The organism is Candidatus Hydrogenedentota bacterium (genome assembly GCA_012730045.1).
Lineage (GTDB): Bacteria > Hydrogenedentota > Hydrogenedentia > Hydrogenedentales > CAITNO01 > JAAYBR01.
The window spans coordinates 1-15,688 of the sequence record JAAYBR010000075.1; the positions used below are offsets into that span (position 1 = coordinate 1).

Annotated in this window: 11 protein-coding genes; 3 read left to right on the forward strand and 8 right to left on the reverse strand. The window is 68.3% G+C overall.

Translation table 11 applies throughout. The features are described 5' to 3' along the window. Window positions 1-29: 29 nt before the first annotated feature. The 3 genes from GXY15_07510 to GXY15_07520 all read left to right on the forward strand — a co-directional run bounded on the left by GXY15_07510 (window position 30) and on the right by GXY15_07520 (window position 4,323). A complete protein-coding gene (locus tag GXY15_07510) occupies window positions 30-1,472 on the forward strand; it encodes an aminomethyl-transferring glycine dehydrogenase subunit GcvPB (GenBank protein ID NLV41061.1) in 1,443 nt (480 codons plus the stop codon). After that, the gene (locus GXY15_07515; GenBank protein NLV41062.1) at window positions 1,456-2,208 is read left to right on the forward strand and encodes a lipoate--protein ligase family protein; all 753 of its coding nucleotides are present in this window, start codon (window positions 1,456-1,458) and stop codon (window positions 2,206-2,208) included. Before GXY15_07510 ends, GXY15_07515 begins: the two co-directional genes overlap by 17 nt. Before the next feature lie 75 nt (window positions 2,209-2,283). Continuing rightward, window positions 2,284-4,323 carry a PKD domain-containing protein gene (locus GXY15_07520; GenBank protein NLV41063.1) on the forward strand — a complete coding sequence of 680 codons (2,040 nt, stop codon included), beginning with the start codon at window positions 2,284-2,286 and terminating at the stop codon, window positions 4,321-4,323. 1 nt (window position 4,324) lies between these two features. On the opposite strand, the gene GXY15_07525 is transcribed toward GXY15_07520, so the two are convergent. The 8 genes from GXY15_07525 to GXY15_07560 form a co-directional block, all read right to left on the reverse strand. Further along, window positions 4,325-4,966 carry a radical SAM protein gene (locus tag GXY15_07525; protein NLV41064.1) on the reverse strand — a complete coding sequence of 214 codons (642 nt, stop codon included), beginning with the start codon at window positions 4,964-4,966 and terminating at the stop codon, window positions 4,325-4,327. Beyond that, window positions 4,963-6,966 (reverse strand): ATP-dependent Clp protease ATP-binding subunit, encoded by a 2,004-nt coding sequence (locus GXY15_07530; protein ID NLV41065.1) that lies wholly within the window; start codon window positions 6,964-6,966, stop codon window positions 4,963-4,965. Before GXY15_07530 ends, GXY15_07525 begins: the two co-directional genes overlap by 4 nt. Before the next feature lie 76 nt (window positions 6,967-7,042). Continuing rightward, window positions 7,043-7,882, reverse strand: a complete 840-nt coding sequence (locus GXY15_07535; GenBank protein ID NLV41066.1) for a diaminopimelate epimerase — start codon at window positions 7,880-7,882, stop codon at window positions 7,043-7,045. 17 nt (window positions 7,883-7,899) lie between these two features. After that, complete coding sequence (locus tag GXY15_07540; protein NLV41067.1) at window positions 7,900-8,910, reverse strand: D-alanine--D-alanine ligase; 1,011 nt, start codon at window positions 8,908-8,910, stop codon at window positions 7,900-7,902. Between the two features lie 151 nt (window positions 8,911-9,061). Next, window positions 9,062-10,144: an agmatine deiminase family protein gene (locus GXY15_07545; GenBank protein ID NLV41068.1), complete on the reverse strand. Its 1,083-nt coding sequence runs from the start codon at window positions 10,142-10,144 to the stop codon at window positions 9,062-9,064. Then, entirely contained in the window at window positions 10,141-11,043 is a 903-nt protein-coding gene (locus GXY15_07550; GenBank protein NLV41069.1) for a carbon-nitrogen hydrolase, read from the reverse strand. The genes GXY15_07545 and GXY15_07550 overlap by 4 nt, the downstream gene beginning before the upstream one ends. Window positions 11,044-11,301: 258 nt before the next feature. Then, on the reverse strand, window positions 11,302-14,439 hold the full coding sequence (locus GXY15_07555) for an AAA family ATPase (protein NLV41070.1): 3,138 nt from the start codon (window positions 14,437-14,439) through the stop codon (window positions 11,302-11,304). After that, window positions 14,436-15,608 (reverse strand): DNA repair exonuclease, encoded by a 1,173-nt coding sequence (locus GXY15_07560; GenBank protein ID NLV41071.1) that lies wholly within the window; start codon window positions 15,606-15,608, stop codon window positions 14,436-14,438. The genes GXY15_07555 and GXY15_07560 overlap by 4 nt, the downstream gene beginning before the upstream one ends. Window positions 15,609-15,688 lie beyond the last annotated feature (80 nt).

Here is a 15,688-nt window from a genome sequence, read left to right on the forward strand (position 1 = left end):
CTTTGCCGCCGCGCTGGAGGATGCGTGTCATGCAACTGATCTTTGAGAAAAGCCGCCCCGGCCGCCGCGCCCTCACCCTGGACCCTTTGGATGTTCCGAAGGCGGAGCTTCCCGCAGGGTTTTGCAGGGAGACGCCGCCCGCGCTCCCCGAGGTCGGCGAGTTTGACGTCGTTCGGCATTTTACGCACCTGTCGCGCCGCAACTTCGGGCTGGACAGCCATTTCTACCCCCTCGGCTCCTGCACCATGAAATACAACCCCAAGGTTTCGGAGCTGGTCGCCGCCGATCCGGGGTTTGCGGCGCTGCACCCGCACCTGTCCAGTGCGCCGGCCTACTGGGGCGCGTGCCAGGGCGCCCTGGAGCTGGTCCATGATCTGGAGGGCATTCTGGCGGAGGTCGGCGGCATGAAGGCCGGCTGCCTCCAGCCCATGGCCGGGGCGCACGGTGAACTGGCCGGAACGTTGCTCATCGCCGCGTACCACCGCGACCGGGGCAACACGCACAAACGGGTAGTGCTGGTGCCCGACTCCGCCCACGGCACCAACCCGGCGAGCGCCGCCATGGCGGGCTTCGACGTGGTCCAGATTCCCTCCGCCCCCGACGGGCTGGCGGACCTGGACCGTTTCCGCGAGGCCATGAACGACAATGTGGCGGCGGTCATGCTGACCTGCCCGAACACCCACGGGCTCTTCGAGCCGCAGGTGGCGGAAATCGCCAAAATCGCCCACGCCGTGGACGCCCTCATGTACTACGACGGCGCGAACCTGAACGCCATCGTGGGCAAGTGCCGCCCCGGCGACCTCGGGTTCGACGTGATGCACTTCAACCTCCACAAGACCTTCGCCACCCCCCATGGCATGGGCGGACCCGGGGCCGGCGCCATCGCCGTCGGGGACCGGCTCCTGCCGTACCTGCCCGGGCCGCGCGTGGAGAAGACGGCGGACGGCTTTGTCCTGTCCCAGCCGCCCAAATCCATCGGGCGCATGGCGCCGTTCTTCGGCAATTTCCTGATCGCCGTGCGGGCATACGCCTTCCTGCTGCGCTACGGCGGCGACGGGCTCGCCGCCGTGGCGGAGAGCGCCGTGCTGAACGCGAACTATGTTCTGGCGCGCCTGCGCGGGGCCTACCACCCCGCGTTTGACGGGTATTGCATGCACGAGTGCGTGTTCTCGGCGGCGGCCCAGGCGGAGAAGGGCGCCCGCGCCCTGGACATCGCCAAGGCGCTGCTGGAGCGGGGCTGCCACGCCCCGACGGTGTACTTCCCCCTCACGGTGAAAGAGTGCCTGATGATCGAGCCGACGGAGACGGAGTCCAAGGAGACGATGGACGCCTTCTGCGACGACATGCTGGACATCGCGCGGATCGCCGAAACAGCCCCGGAGACGCTGAAGGACGCGCCCCGCGGCCTGCCCGTCACCCGGCTGGACGAGGTGAAGGCCGCCAAGGACCTCAACTGTGCCAGTCTTGCCTGAGACGGGCGCGCTCCGGCTCATCGCATCCGAAGGCCTGGGGCCGAGGGAGCACCTGGCCCTGGATGAGGCGGTGCTGGACGCCGTGGAGACGGGGGATTCCCCGTCCACCCTGCGGTTGTGGGAGGCGGACGTTCCTTTCGTGGTGATGGGGTCCGCGCAGAAAGCCGCGCGCGAGGTGCGTCTGGAGGCCTGCGCGGCGGATGGTGTTCCGGTGCTGCGGCGCTGCACCGCCGGGGGGTGTGTGCTCCAGGGGCCGGGAAGCCTCAATTTCAGCCTGGCGGTCCGCTATGACGACTGGCCGGGCACCCGCGACCTGCGTCCATCCTACTGCCTCCTCCTGTCGCGGGTCACGGAAGGTTTGAAAGGCCTCGGGCTGGCGGCCTCGCAGGAGGGGGTGTGCGATCTGGCCGTGGGCGGGCTGAAAGTCTCCGGAAACGCCCAGCGCCGCCGCAAGCACGCCTTTCTCCACCACGGCACACTGCTCTACCGGCCCGACTATGCGGGCATGGCCCGCTACCTCGCCGAACCCGCGGACCGTCCGGAGTACCGGGGCGGACGCAGCCATGCCGAGTTCGTGGGCGCGGTGAATGCTGATCCGGAACGCCTGCGGGACATGCTGCGCGGCGTCTTTGGGGCGCGGCCTCCCGCCCAACCGCCCTCCCCGCGCGAAATGGAGGCCATGCACCGTCTGGTGGGGGAGAAATACCTGCTGGATGCCTGGAATCTCCGGCAGTAGGCCGGGAAACGCCGCCGCGTTCCTCTGGTATACTGGAAAAGGACCACAACGGCCCCGGCGGGCGAAGGGATCGGCATGGCAGGACGGTTTGCATGGGTGATGGCGGTCGGGGCGGCTGCATTGCTGGGCGGGTGCAGTCTGGGCCGTCCGGTGCCGGGATTCACCTTTTCCCCCGAGAGCGGCGCCGCGCCGCTGTCGGTGCAGTTCACCAACACCTCCACCGGCGGCGGGCCCTTCGCCGTGGCATGGTCCTGGGATTTCGGTGACGGTTCCCCGGCGGACACGGCGGAAAGCCCCGTCCATGTGTACGCGGCCCCGGGGGAATACTCCGTCACCCTGACCATGAAGACTTGGCGCGGGGACCGTTCCACAGTGGGTGGGCCGGTGTCGGTGGGGACGGCTCCGGATTCAGTCCCGGTCTTTACCGTGGATTTCTCCGTCTCCCCGACGGTGGGCGCCGCCCCTCTGGCGACGCAATTTGCCAATAAGACCGTGTTCTCCGGAAAATGCGATGCCATCTGGTCGTGGGACTTCGGGGACGGGTCCGCCCTGTCCGCCGAGGTGTCGCCCGCCCATGTCTACGCCACACCAGGCACCTTTACGGTCCGGCTGACGGCGCAGGTGGGGCCGGCTGTGCAGACGAAGGAAAAGGCGGGATATGTGGTGGTGACGGAGACACCCGATCCGGGCGCCGGGCCCGTGCTGGAGCGGACGGTGTCGCCGACGGCCTACACCCCCGGCGCGGCGGTGACGGTCACGCTGCGAATTCTCTACACGGGCACCGGGGAAATCACGGCGCTGGGCATTCAGGAGACCCTGCCCGACGGCTGGACCTATGCCGGCTTCTCCGGGGGCGGCGCGCCGCCGGTGTCTCAGCAGACAGAGGGCGGCGGCACCCTGGACTTTGCCTATATCACGGTTCCCGGATTCCCCGCGGCGTTTTCCTATCTTGCCCTGCCCCCGGTATCGGCTTCCGGCACGGCTCTCTTCACCGGGCAGGTGCTTTATCGGACCTCTGGCGGCGAGCAGGTATCGCAGCCCTGTGTGACCGACATGCCCCCTGCGGGCGGCGGCGAAGGGGAGGGCGAAGGCGAAGGCGAGGGTGAAGGGGAAGGAGAACCGGCCCTGACTCAGGTCCCCGATCTTCTGGATCGTCCCGTGGAGGAGGTGGCGGGGCTTCTGGCCGACAGCGGGCTTGTGCAGGGGGGAATCACCGCGGTGTGGTCGGAGACTGTGGACATCGGACGCATCGTGGCGCAGGATCCTGCGGCGGGGGAGATGGTACCGGTGGGCTCGGCGGTGGCGGTGAGCCTTTCGGAATATGCGCAAGCAACGCTGCTTCACCTGTCGCGGTCCAGTGAGGCGACTGCGGGATATGTGCAGGGCGGTCAGGCAAGCGTCACAGTGACGCTGGACCGTACGGGGGCCAAGCCTGTATCCCAGCTCGATGTTTCGGAAACCCTGCCCGCCGGATGGACCTATGCCGGATGGTTGGACGGGGAGCCGCCCGACAGCGCCCCCCTGCCGGGGGACACCGCCTCCCTCGCCTTTTCCTGGGAGGCCCCGCAAATGTTTCCCCTGACCTTTTCCTACCTCCTGAACGTTCCCGCCGACGCGGCCGGAACCGCGCAACTGTCCGGAAAGGCGCTCTATGAGGCGGGCAACGGGATGCTGGAGTCAAACACCGAAACCACGCTCCTTTTTCCGCCGGGCACCGGCGGGCTGGTGCTGGACCGGACCATTGGCGGTGAGGGCGTGTGGCGGCAGGGAGAGCCCGTGGAGGTCACCCTGAGTATTTCCGCAGTGGGAGGGTTCACCGGGACGGTCACCGCGTTTGGACTGGAGGAGGCGCTTCCCGAAGGATGGGTCTTTGACGGTGTGGTCTCCTCGCCCACGGCGCCGGCCGGCGCCGGGGTTCCGGAAGGCGCCTCTACCCTTGGCATCCTTTGGATTACCCCGCCCCCCCTTCCGGTCACAGTGGTCTACCGCCTGATTCCGGGCGGGGACAGCCCGGTGGCCTGTTTGCAGGGGGACGCCATCTATCGCGTAGGGAGCGGCGGTGAGCAGCGCAGCAACACGGAGGTGAGCTGCCTGCCGGAGGGTCTTGCCCCGTGACTTACCTGCGGGGCGGGGCTTCGCCGCAGGGGCCGGGAGGGGCGGCGCGCAGGGGCGTGTTCCGCCGCTGCTCCTCCGAGGTGACCCCGATGACCATGTCCAGCGTTCCGTCCTCGCTGAGGCCGTAGTTCATTCCCCCCACAGGCAGGGATTCGACGGCTCCGCGCAGGGTACGGCCCCGGTCGGTCAGGTAATGCACCCGCTGGTTCCCCGACCCGGCCAGGGGGTGGGTCTGCGGGAGGTCGCACCGGTAGGGGCCGTCCACCAGAATGTCCACAAGGCGCAGGAGTTTTGCCGTCTCCTCGCGCGGTTCCAGTTCTCCGAGCAGATAGCCGGTATACAGGAGCGCGTTCCAGTCGGGCCGGGTCTCCCGAAGCGCCTCCAGCAGCCCGGCGAGGGGTTCCGCCTGGTCGAAGGGCTCGCCGCCCGAGACGGTCACCCCCGAGAGCGGCGCCTCGATCCGCAGAATGCGCTCCGCCAGCACCGGAACAGGCACCTCCCGTCCCGCGCTGGCGGGCTGCATTTCGGGGCTGATGCAGCCGGGACAATTCCTCCCGCACCCGGCCACCCAGAGCACGAGGCGGTTCCCGGGGCCCAGTGCGGTCACGGGCCAGGACAGGGCGAAGAGCCGCAGGGAGCTCATGGATCCTCCACCCGCACCACAAGCTCCACGCGCGTGCCCGTCTCCTCGCCGTGGACCAAAAGGTCCAGCACGCGCACCCGCCTGCCCATCTCCACGTTGTTGTCAAAGAGATACCGGCTGAGGGGGTTGATCAGCGTGGCGTCCACGGCGTTGCGGATGCCGCGCCCGCCGTGGTGGAGCTGTTCCCGCGCAAGGGCCACCAGCTTCTCCCGCGCCGGCGGATCCAGTACCACCGGGGTCTTGCGCGTTTCCCGCGTGGCCTTGTCGAGCTTCGACAGGAGCAGGTCCACGATCTGCTCGTCCAGCGGCGGCTTGATGAAGTCGAAGACGACGAAGTTGTCGCCGAACCGGTTCAGGATTTCCGGACGGCCCAGGGTGAAGTTGAAGTGGTCCCGGATGGCGTCCAGCACGACCCCGCGCATTTGCGGATAGGGCATCTCCGGAGTGACCAGAACTTTCGACCCTGTCTCCTCGGTCCGCGCCACGGTGCCGAGGTTGCTGGTGAAGATGATGATGCACTCGGAGAAGTAGACCGTGTCCCCCTTGCTGTCCGTGATCCGTCCGTCGTCGAGGATTTGGAGGAACTTGTCAAAGATGCTCGGATGCGCCTTCTCAATCTCGTCGAACAAAAGGACGGAGAAGGGGTTCTTCTTGACGGCGTTGGTGAGCTGTCCGCCCTCCTCGTAGCCGATGTAGCCGGGGGGCGCGCCGAGGAGCCGCTGGTCCGCCTGCTGCACGGAATACTCGCTCATGTCGAAGCGGATCAGGCGCTCCTCGCGCCCGAAAAGCAGCTCGGCGAGCGCCTTGGCCATTTCCGTCTTGCCGACGCCCGTCGGCCCCGCGAAGAAGAGCACGCCGCGCGGGCGGTTCGTGCGCTTGGTGTCGCCCGCCGCGATGCCGATCTTGGCGCGCTTCACGATGTCCAGCACCCGGGCCACCGCCGCCTCCTGTCCCTTGATGCGCCCGCGCACGAAGTCCTCCGCGTTGCTCAGGCGCTTCGGGTCCATCTGGTCCCACTCGCTCACGGTCACACCGTACTTGTACATCTCCGAGATGCGCCGGACATTGGAAACGCCGGTGAGCTCGTCCACCACGGGGATGCGCTCGCGCATGGAGAGGCTGAGCAGGCTGCGCATTTCATAGTTCGACAGCCCCTCGGTGAAGTCCACGAAATCCGACACCACCGCCGTCGGCGCCGCGGGGGCGCTGTCGCCGCGCGGCGCGCCGTAGAAGTACCGGTAGTAGCGCGTGATGAAGCGGGCGCGCTCGTCCCGGTCCGGCGGCTCGACATGGATCGAACGCGCGCGCGGGTTGTTGAGGTAGAGGAACGCGGGCAGGTCGTTCAGCTTTTCGCAGATGAGGATGAGCAGGTTGTTCCACCGGCCCTTCTCGCGCACCACCTCGCGGGAGGCCAGGCTCGCCTTGAGCATGCGCGTGAGCAGCATGCGCTCGTCGCGCGGCATGCGGTCCGGCGTGGAGGTGAGGCGGGACGCGAAATCCACGATGAACGCGCAGGGCACCTGCGGGTTCTGCAGCGCGATGCCGATGCGGTGGATGACGGTGTCCCAGTCCACGGGACGGGGACGGATGCCCCGGACGCGGTCCGCCATGCGCGCCGCGGCGCCCTTCTGGTCCGGTGTGCCCAAAGAGCGGCCCGCCTCCAGCTGCGGGTGCCGGTCGGCCTGCTCTTCCGGGTCCGCGCAGGCTCCTGTGCCGCGGAGCACCTTGTCGAAAAGGGCCTCCATCTCCGGGGTTAGAAAGGAGAGGTCTTCCAGCGGGTCGGCCCAGCCCACGATCTCGTACTTCAGCCCCATGAGCCAGCGGCGCAGGAATCCGGGCAGGTCGCTCTCCGACCAGCGGGGCTCCTCCTCCCCCTCGCCCTGCACGGGGAAGGAGACCAGGTCGTAGGTGTTTCCGTAGAGGAAGAGGACGTTTTTAATGCTGCTGAAGCGGGCCAGCTCGCGCAGCCAGCGCTGGGATTCCTCGTTGATGACGATCATGCGGCGGTGCTCCCCGGTTGTCGGCACACCCCGGCATTCTAGCCCCGCGCCGCGCGGTTTTCCACTCCGCCGCCGGTCAGTCGCCTCCCGGCCACTCCCCGGAGTAGGCCTCCGTGGCCGGCCCCTCCTGGTAGACGCAGCCGTCCTCCGCCCACTCGATGCCCAGCGTGCCGTAGACCAGATGGACGTTGACGCGCCGGTTTACCCGGTCCGTGATCATGGCGGCAAGGGCGGAGCCGCAGGAGCCGCTGCCGCTGGCCATGGTGATGCCGCTGCCGCGCTCCCAGATGCGCATGACCATGTTGTCCCGGTCCACCACGTTCACGAACTCCACGTTGGTCCGCTTCGGGAAGGCCGGGTGGTTCTCGATCCGGGGGCCGATGTCCACCAGGTTCACCGCAGCCGCGTCGTCCACGAACACCACGGCGTGAGGGTTGCCGATGTTGGCGCAGGTGACGCGGAAGACCCGGCCGTCGTCCACCGTCAGCGGCTCCTCGCGCACCTCGCCCGCCGGGCCGGTCATCGGTATGTCGGCGCGCTCAAACCTGGGGCGGCCCATGTTGGAGCGCACGGTCAGCACCTTGCCGCCGTCCACGGCGAGGGTCACCCGGTTGGGGCCCGCCAGGGTCTCGATGGTGAACTCGGTGTCGCGGGTCATGCCTCGCTCATAGACATACTTCGCGAAACAGCGGATGCCGTTGCCGCAGGTCTCCGCCTCGCTGCCGTCCGCGTTGAAGATGCGCATCTTGAAGGGGTGGGCGTCGCCGGGAAGCACGAGGATGATCCCATCGGAGCCCGCGCCGAGATGGCGGTGGCTCATGGCGCGGGAGAGCGCCGCCGGGTCGGCCACGGGGTGTTTCGCCGCGTCAATGAACAGGTAGTCGTTGCCCAGACCGTGCAGTTTCGTGAAGGGGATGCCCATGACATGTTTCCTCAGGAGTTCTTGCCCAATTCTACCGCCGCCCGCACGAACAGGTCCATGAGCCGGTCGTAGGAAATGCCTGCCGCGGCCGCCGCCTGCGGGAACAGGGAGGTCTCCGTCAGCCCGGGGACCGTGTTGACCTCCAGCCAGACGGGGCCGTCCGGCCCGAGGATGAAGTCGCTGCGGCTCCAAAGGCGGCAGCCCAGCGCCTCATGCGCCCCCACCGCCGCCGCGCGCACCGTCTCCGCGAGGGGCTCCGGGATCGGCGCGGGGGTGATCTCCTCGCTGGCCCCCGGCGTGTACTTCGCCTCGTAGTCGAAATACGCGGAGGTCTTTGGACGGATTTCCGTGATGGGAAGAGCGCGGGGCCGCGCGCCAGGTTCGACGTCCAGAACGGCGCAGGTGAGTTCGGTGCCCGGGACAAACGCCTCGGCCATGAGCCTCCCCTCGACGGCCAGGACCCTCTCAATGTCGTCGGCCAGGGTGTCCCCGGCGCGGCAAATGGCCATACCGCAGCTCGACCCCTGGTTGGGGGCCTTGATGACGCAGGGAACGCCGATCTCGTCGCGGATTCGGGCAGTCACCGCCTCGGGACAGGCGCGCCATTCGGCCAGGGTCACGACTGCCTGCGGGGCCACGCGGATGCCGGCCGCCTCCACCACCGTCTTGGCACGGATCTTATCCATGCACAGGCCGCTGGCGGCGCTGCCGCTGGTGGTGTAGGGCAGTCCCAGCAGTTCGAGGAGCCCCTGCATGCGGCCATCCTCGCCCGCGCCCCCGTGGAGTGCCACGAACACGCAGTCGGGCCGCTCCTCCGCCAGGCGGGACACGGCCTGCGGCAGGGGCACGGGCGCCGACTCCCCGAAGGACCAGCCGCCGTCCTTGCCGATCGTCACAGGCAGGACCTCGTGGCCCATGCGCCGCAGCGCGGCCGCCGCACCCGCGCCGGAGCGCAGGGAAACCTCGTGTTCAAGGCTTTCGCCGCCCATCAGGACGGCCACCCGAAAATGCGTGCTGTTCATCGTCTTAAACCGTTCATGCCCTTGGCGGGGGCAGGGGAGGGTTGAGGGAACGCGGGGGCGGGACGCCGTCGAAACGCCCCCGCACCGCCCCTATTGTAGTGCATGGGGGGATGGATACGGCAAGTCCCGGGAAAGTTCCCTCGTCGAAGGGCTACGTCCGGGACGGCGTCGCCGGTTCTTCGTGGGTGAGGCAGTGGATGGTGCCAAGTCCCCAGACGAGGTCCACGGCGTGGATGCCGGCGACTTCGCGCCCCGGGAAGCACTCGGCGAGAATGCCGAGGGCCTTCCGGTCGTTGGGATCGTTGAACGTGGGCACGAGCACCTTGGCGTTCGTGATCAGGAAGTTGGCGTAGCTCGCGGGCAGGCGCATGCCGTCAAAGACAACGGGCGCGGGCATCGGCAGCTCCACCACTTCCAGGGCGCGGCCGTCGCGCATCCGGACCCCCTGGAGCCGCTCGCGGTTCTCCTCCAGCGGGGCGTGGTTGGGGTCGTCGCCGTTTGGCTCGCGGCAGAGGACCACCGTGTGCGGATTCACAAAGCGGCAGAGGTCGTCCACATGGCCGTGGGTGTCGTCCCCTGCGATGCCTTTCCCCAGCCAAATGACCCGGGATATGCCCAGCCACTCCGCGAAGAGGCCCTCGTAGTCCGCGCGGGAGAAGCCCGGATTCCGGCGCTGGGTGGCGGGGTCGAGCAGGCATTCCTCTGTGACCAGGAGCGCGTCCGCGCCGTTCGGGTCGAGCGCCCCCCCCTCCATGAAGACCGGCTTCCCGTTCCAGCGCGCCTCCACGAGCCGATGGCCGCGCTTTCGCGCCATGAAGGGCGGCCATTTCGCGTCCAGCCGGTGGTTGTCGTATTTGGCCCACCCGTTGAAGCGGAAGCGGACGGCGGCCGATTCGCCGGAGGAGCCTTGCACCCACAGGGGGGAAATGTCGCGCATCCACCCCCGGTCGAGGGGGAACACGGCGATCTGGACATTGGACAGGTTCACTTCCGCCCGGCGCAGGCAGCGCCGCGCCGTTTCGGCGTGGCGCTCTGTGGCGGCTGCCAGGAAGACCTCCTCGTCTGCGGCGATATGGCGGATGATCTCGCCGACCGCCCAGGGCACCGGCGCGTACTTGCCGGGCCAGTCGGCGGTGTTCACCGGCCAGGCGATGTGCACCGCCCGCTGGGGTTCCCATTCGGCGGGCAGACGGGGGGGGAAGGGGAGGGCGGTGTCCGGGACGGCGGGCGTCATTCCGGCGATCCGTCCAGCCAGCGGCGGGTCAGGCCGCCGTAGGCGTCCACCCGGCGGTCGCGGAAGAAAGGCCAGTTTCGACGGACTTCCTCCAGGTGGACCGTGTCCACCTCGGAGACCAGCACCTCCTCGTTGTCGGAGGACGCCTCCGCCACGAGTTCCCCCTGGGGTCCGGCAATAAAGGAACCGCCCCAGAACTCGATGCCTGGCAGGTCGGCGTAGGGCCGTTCCAGGCCGAAGCGGTTGGGCGCAGCCACATAAATGCCGTTGGCCACGGCGTGGCCGCGCTGGACGGTTTGCCAGGCGTTATGCTGGAGCGCCCCATGCTGCTCCTTCTCGGCGGGGTGCCACCCGATGGCCGTGGGGTAGAACAGGCTGGTGGCACCGGACAGGGCGGCGAGACGGGCCCCCTCGGGGTACCACTGGTCCCAGCAGATCAGCACGGCCACCCGGCCGAAGGCCGTGTCAAAGGTCCGGAAACCGAGATCCCCCGGCGCAAAGTAGTATTTCTCGTAATACGCGGGGTCGTCGGGAATATGCATCTTCCGGTACAGCCCGAGGAGCGCGCCGTCCGCGTCAATGACCGCCGCCGTGTTGTGGCACAGGCCGGGGCCGCGCCGCTCAAAGAAGGGAACAATCACCGCCACTCCCAGTTCCGCCGCCAGGGTTCGAAACGCCGTCACGGCGGGACCGTCGGCCGGTTCGGCCAGATCGAAGAGGGTGATGTCCTCCTTCTGGCAGAGGTAGGGCCACTGGTAGAGTTCGGGAAGGCAGATGACCTGGCCGCCTTGGGCGGCGGCCTGACGGACCAGGTCCACAGCGCGCGCCTGATTCTCCTGCTCGTCGGGGCCCATGCGCATCTGCACAGCCGCAATGCGGTATCCGGTGTTTTCGGGCAACTCGGCGAATCTCCTGGCGGTTATTGGCTGGTTGTGGGGATCATTCTACCGGATTGCGGGGAATGATTTCGCGGTGTGGCCACAAATAGAAGAGGCCTGATACGTTTTCGCACCAGGCCTCCGCGGAAGGAGAAACGCCACATGTGGCTCTGACCACCAAGATTATACCACACGTTTTTCGGAGAGGCAATAGAAACCGCCCTATCAGGCGCATTTCCAAACAGATAATAACAGCCGCATAAAGACACTTGCGGATAATCACATCATCGAAATGACCGGCGCGCCCACTCCGACCGCCGCCAGTGCGACATCTTCCCGGCAGGTGAAGACCAGTATCTGGTTCTCCGAGCCTATGTCTTTCAGGACGCCCATCGCCGCCTTGAGACGCTGGTCGTCGTAGTTGGCGAAGGGGTCGTCCATCAGCATGGGCAGTGTCTCACCGGAGGCGCTGAGGAGCCGCACCAGGGCAAGACGAAGCGACAGGTACACCTGGTCCAGCGCCCCCTTGCTGAGGCTCTCCGTGGAAACGGCGGGGAGACCGGCATGTTTTGGCCCCAGACGAATCTCAAACCCCTCGCCGATGGAGACTTCTCCGTGGGCGCCCAGGGTGATGTCACGGAGGAAGCGGGAGGCGTCCCGGGCGATGACGGGGGCGATGCGGGCGTGGCGCTGGTTGGCGGCCTCCTCAATGAGGGTGGCGGCGCGGAGCGCCGCCTCGCGCAGCGCCGCAGCTTGGTCGCGCCTGCGCTCCCCGTCGGCGATCTCCTCCCGGATTTCGGCCAGGGGGCGCAGGTCGGCGGCGCATTCCACGGCGGCCACCTGCAGATGGTTGATCTCAAGCTGAAGCTGCTTGATCTCGTCGCGCACATGGACGAGGTCCCGCTCCGCCTCCTCCTCCGCCGGGCCGTCCTCCTCCGGTCCAAGTTCCGCGGCGATGCGGCGGAGTTCGGCGAGGGGCGTTCCGTCCAGCAGAAGGTTCAATTGCTCGGAGAGCGCGGCATGGGTCTGCTGGAGGCTGCGGTATTCCCGCGCCTTCTCGGCGCGGGCCTGCCAGTCGTCCACAGAGTCCACCCCGGCGGCGTCCAGGAGCCTGCGGAGCTCGGCGGCGCACTGGGCGAGCTCGCGCCGGTCGCTTTCCAGCTGGTCAAGGGTTTCCTGCATCTGGCGGCGGAGCATTTCAACGCGGCCGCGCGCGGTCTGGCAGGCGGCGCAATGCTCGGAATAGGCGCGCAGGGCGGCGAGGGGGTCCTCCATGTCGGCCTGGCCGGGGCAGCCGGACTCCCGCATGATGCCCCGTATCTGGTCCTCCACCTGGGCCAGGGCCTTCCGCGTGTTGTCGAGGGCCTCCCCATACTCGCGCTGGTTCTCAATGGCGGTCTGGAGCTGGTTGCGCAGGTCCGACATGCGGCGCTTCAGGTCACGGTATTCCTGGTAGCGCCCCATGACCCGGTTGACGGCGGCGGACACGGTGTTCATGTCCTCGAGGGTTTCCCCGGCGGTCTCGAAGGCCTCCCGGATGCGCGCGAAGAGCTTTGGCACGCGCTCCTCGCTTTCCCTGGCGCGGAGTTCCTGCTGTTCCAGCTCGCTGGCAAAGGTGTCCAGACGCGCGACGGCCTCGCGGTATCCGTCGAAGCGGGCCTCAAGTTCCCGCAGGGAGTGGCAGTTGGCGCGCTTGCGCAGCACCTCGATGGGCGGGACGGCCCCGGCCTCGGCGGCGTTCAGGCGTTCCATCTCGGCCTTGGCTGCCTCGAATTCCTGGCGGAGGCGCCGGGCCTGGCCGCGCGCGGCGGCCAGTTGGGCGAGGAAATATCCCAGGGCGAGGAGGATGACGGCGCCGGCGTAGAGCACCGGCGGTTTTCCCGAGGCGATGAAGACCCCGGCCAGGAGGAGCAGGAACACGCCGCACACGGCGGCCAGCCAGAACATGCCGGGGATGCGCTCGCGCACCTCCTCCAGCCCGGCGCCCAGACTCTGCTGGAGGCCCTCGGTTTCCGTCTTCCTGCGCGCGGTCTCGCGCATGGAATCCTCAAACTCGCGCAGGCGCTCGGAGAACGAGTCGCTCTGCCTGAAAAGCTCCGCGTCCGGGGCGATGCGCTGGCGCTCGCGGCGGACAATCTCCCGGAGCCGGTCCCGGTCGGCGCACTCCTTGTCGCGGGTTTTCAGCGCGAGGGTGAAGGCGTTGGCCAGCTGGCTGATCCACTCCACCGGGTCTGCGGCCACGCGGGAGAAGTCGGGCACCTCGGCGAGGCGCCGCTGGGTGACCATGACCTGGTCGTTGAACTGCCTTACCCGGGCATCGGCCTCGGTGAAACGCTCCTCATACCGTTCCTCGCGCGCCCGGAGCTCGTGCAGGCGGCGTTCGGTTTCCTCGGGGATGGGCGCGGGTGGCGGGCCGTCGCCGGGTGCCGCCTGCTCCAGCAGCTCCAGTTCCGGTGTCAGGCGGCGCATTTCGGCCTCCCGTCGGTCCGTCTGCAGGCGGATGGTCTCCGCCAGCATGTTCAGATGCTGCGCCTCCGAAAGGCCCGCCGTGGACGTGTCCCGGAAAGGAAGCAGGGGGAACATCTGCTGGGTGACGGCGTCCATCTCCTCCTGGATGCGCTCAATCTCCTGCATGCGCGCCACACGCCTGCGGGCGGAGGCCCGCTCGACGGCGCGTTCCAGCCGCGCCCGCTCCGTCTCGCATTCCGCGAGGCGGGCGAGGGCTTCGCCGCGGCGGCGGTTAAGGCGCGCCTGCTCGCGGACGGCCCCGCGCGCGGCGGCAAGCTCCTCGCGGAGGGGGGGCAGGGCCGTCTCGGCGGGGGCGATGCCGTCCCGGTGCAGGGTGTCCAGGAGTTCCTGGAGGGCCTGGAGCGTGCTGCCCGCGGAGCGGATGCCCGCGCCGGAGTCGTTGATGGCGAGGAGCCGCTCCCGGATGCGGCCGAGGGCCTGCTGGTCCCCCAGCCCGTCCAGGTTCAGGTGGCCGATGGTCGCCGTGTTGATGAAGACGCCCTTGGACAGGCCCAGATGCGCCTCCGCAAACCCGATCTCCTGATTGGGCATCGCGGGGAACATGCCCGTGATGTCGCGTCCCGCCTGGTGGTCGCGCAGCAGGACATGCTGCCGGTCGCGGACGAAACTCCGGGTGATCTCGTAGACCCCCCCCCGGTCGAGGGCGTATGTCAGGCGGCCGCCGTAGGATTCCGGGTTCTCCCACGGGCGGCGCAGGAGGTTTGCCTCATCGTAGGCCGGCGACCTGAGGTCCCTGCGCTGGCCGTAGAACATGTCGGTGATGAAGGCGCGCAGGGTGGACTTGCCCCGCTCATTCGGGCCGATCAGCACCTGCAACCCGGGGGAGAGGGAGAGGGCGACGTTGCTCAGGCGGCCGAACCCGTCCACGTGCAGTTCCTGGATTCTCATTCCACGCCCCCCGTCGGGGTGTCATGGCGCAGGGGGCGTCCCAGAAACGCCGAGACGCCCAGATCGCGGGCGCGCTCCAGCCGCAGGCGGTCGTCCGGCGTGGGGGCGTCCTGGATTTCAGCGGCCATGCGGCGCACAAAATCGCCGAGCGCCGTGTCCTCGGCGGCCCAGGCGTCATGGTCGTCGTCCAGCGTGGTGTGGTCCGTGACCACCAGCGCCTCCAGCCCCTCCCTTAGTCCCGCGAGGGTTCCCGGCATCCCGGCCCAGAGTTCCGGGCAAATGCGGCCCTTGAGCACGAGGCGCAGCAGCGGGGACAGGTCGGGGCCGGGCAGGCGGGATTTGACCGTGGCGGCGAGGGTCTCGCCGTTTGGAAAGCCCGTGCAGTCCAGTTCGAGGGACACATGCAGGCGGTTGGAGGCCTGGCGCCGGGTGACGGTGACGGTCCTCCCGCCGCGCGGGCTGGCCGCGTCGAAGGTGATTTCGAGAAAATAGCCCGGGCCGGAGTCCTCAAAACCGGGCGGTTCCGGCGGGCCGGCGTACCATGCGGCAAAACCGGGGTTTTCCTGGAGGCAAAGGCACCGGTGGATATGGCCCAGGGCGGCATAGTCCAGACCCGGTTGGAGGATGTCGGACAGGGTGAAGGGGGCGACGGGCTCATACCCTTCGGGCAGGTGCGCCGTTTCCCCGGCATGGGCGAGGACGATGTGCGTTTTCTCGTCCCGTGGGACACGCAGCCCCGTGAAGGCGCCTGGAGGCGCCGGACCGCCCGTGTTCGCGAAGCCGTGCACCACGAGGGGCACCTCCGGCGAGTGCCATGTCCGCCATTCGGACTCGCGGAATATGTGCACATTCTCCGGCCAGTCCTCCGCCGCATAGGGGGAGCCGGGGGTGTGGGGATCCTTGTTGCCCGGGGCGATCAGGATGGGCACCGGGGCGATGCGGGCGAACTGCTCCCTCACAAAGGAGAGCGTGTCCCGCGAGAGGTTCTCCGTGTCCATCAGGTCGCCGGCGATGAGCACGGCGTCCGCCTGGCGGTCCCACGCATGGCGCAGGACACCCGCCAGCGCCTCGCGCTGGCGTTTCCTGCGCCGGGTTCCGACGGCCGGGGGAAAACCCTGGCCGTCAAAACAGTGGTCAAGATGGATGTCCGCTGTGTGCACCACCAACATGTATGCGCGTTTCGTCCTTCCTGCCGCAGTGGGGGAACCCCGTATAGTGTGACAAATCCGGCGGCGGAATCCAACTTTGC

Coding starts and splice junctions, on each gene's coding strand:
- GXY15_07560 (NLV41071.1), bottom strand. CDS start 15,608: ATGTTGGTGGTGCACACAGCGGACATCCATCTTGACCACTGTTTTGAC.
- GXY15_07540 (NLV41067.1), bottom strand. CDS start 8,910: ATGAACAGCACGCATTTTCGGGTGGCCGTCCTGATGGGCGGCGAAAGC.
- GXY15_07545 (NLV41068.1), bottom strand. CDS start 10,144: ATGACGCCCGCCGTCCCGGACACCGCCCTCCCCTTCCCCCCCCGTCTG.
- GXY15_07525 (NLV41064.1), bottom strand. CDS start 4,966: ATGAGCTCCCTGCGGCTCTTCGCCCTGTCCTGGCCCGTGACCGCACTG.
- GXY15_07510 (NLV41061.1), top strand. CDS start 30: ATGCAACTGATCTTTGAGAAAAGCCGCCCCGGCCGCCGCGCCCTCACC.
- GXY15_07555 (NLV41070.1), bottom strand. CDS start 14,439: ATGAGAATCCAGGAACTGCACGTGGACGGGTTCGGCCGCCTGAGCAAC.
- GXY15_07520 (NLV41063.1), top strand. CDS start 2,284: ATGGCAGGACGGTTTGCATGGGTGATGGCGGTCGGGGCGGCTGCATTG.
- GXY15_07530 (NLV41065.1), bottom strand. CDS start 6,966: ATGATCGTCATCAACGAGGAATCCCAGCGCTGGCTGCGCGAGCTGGCC.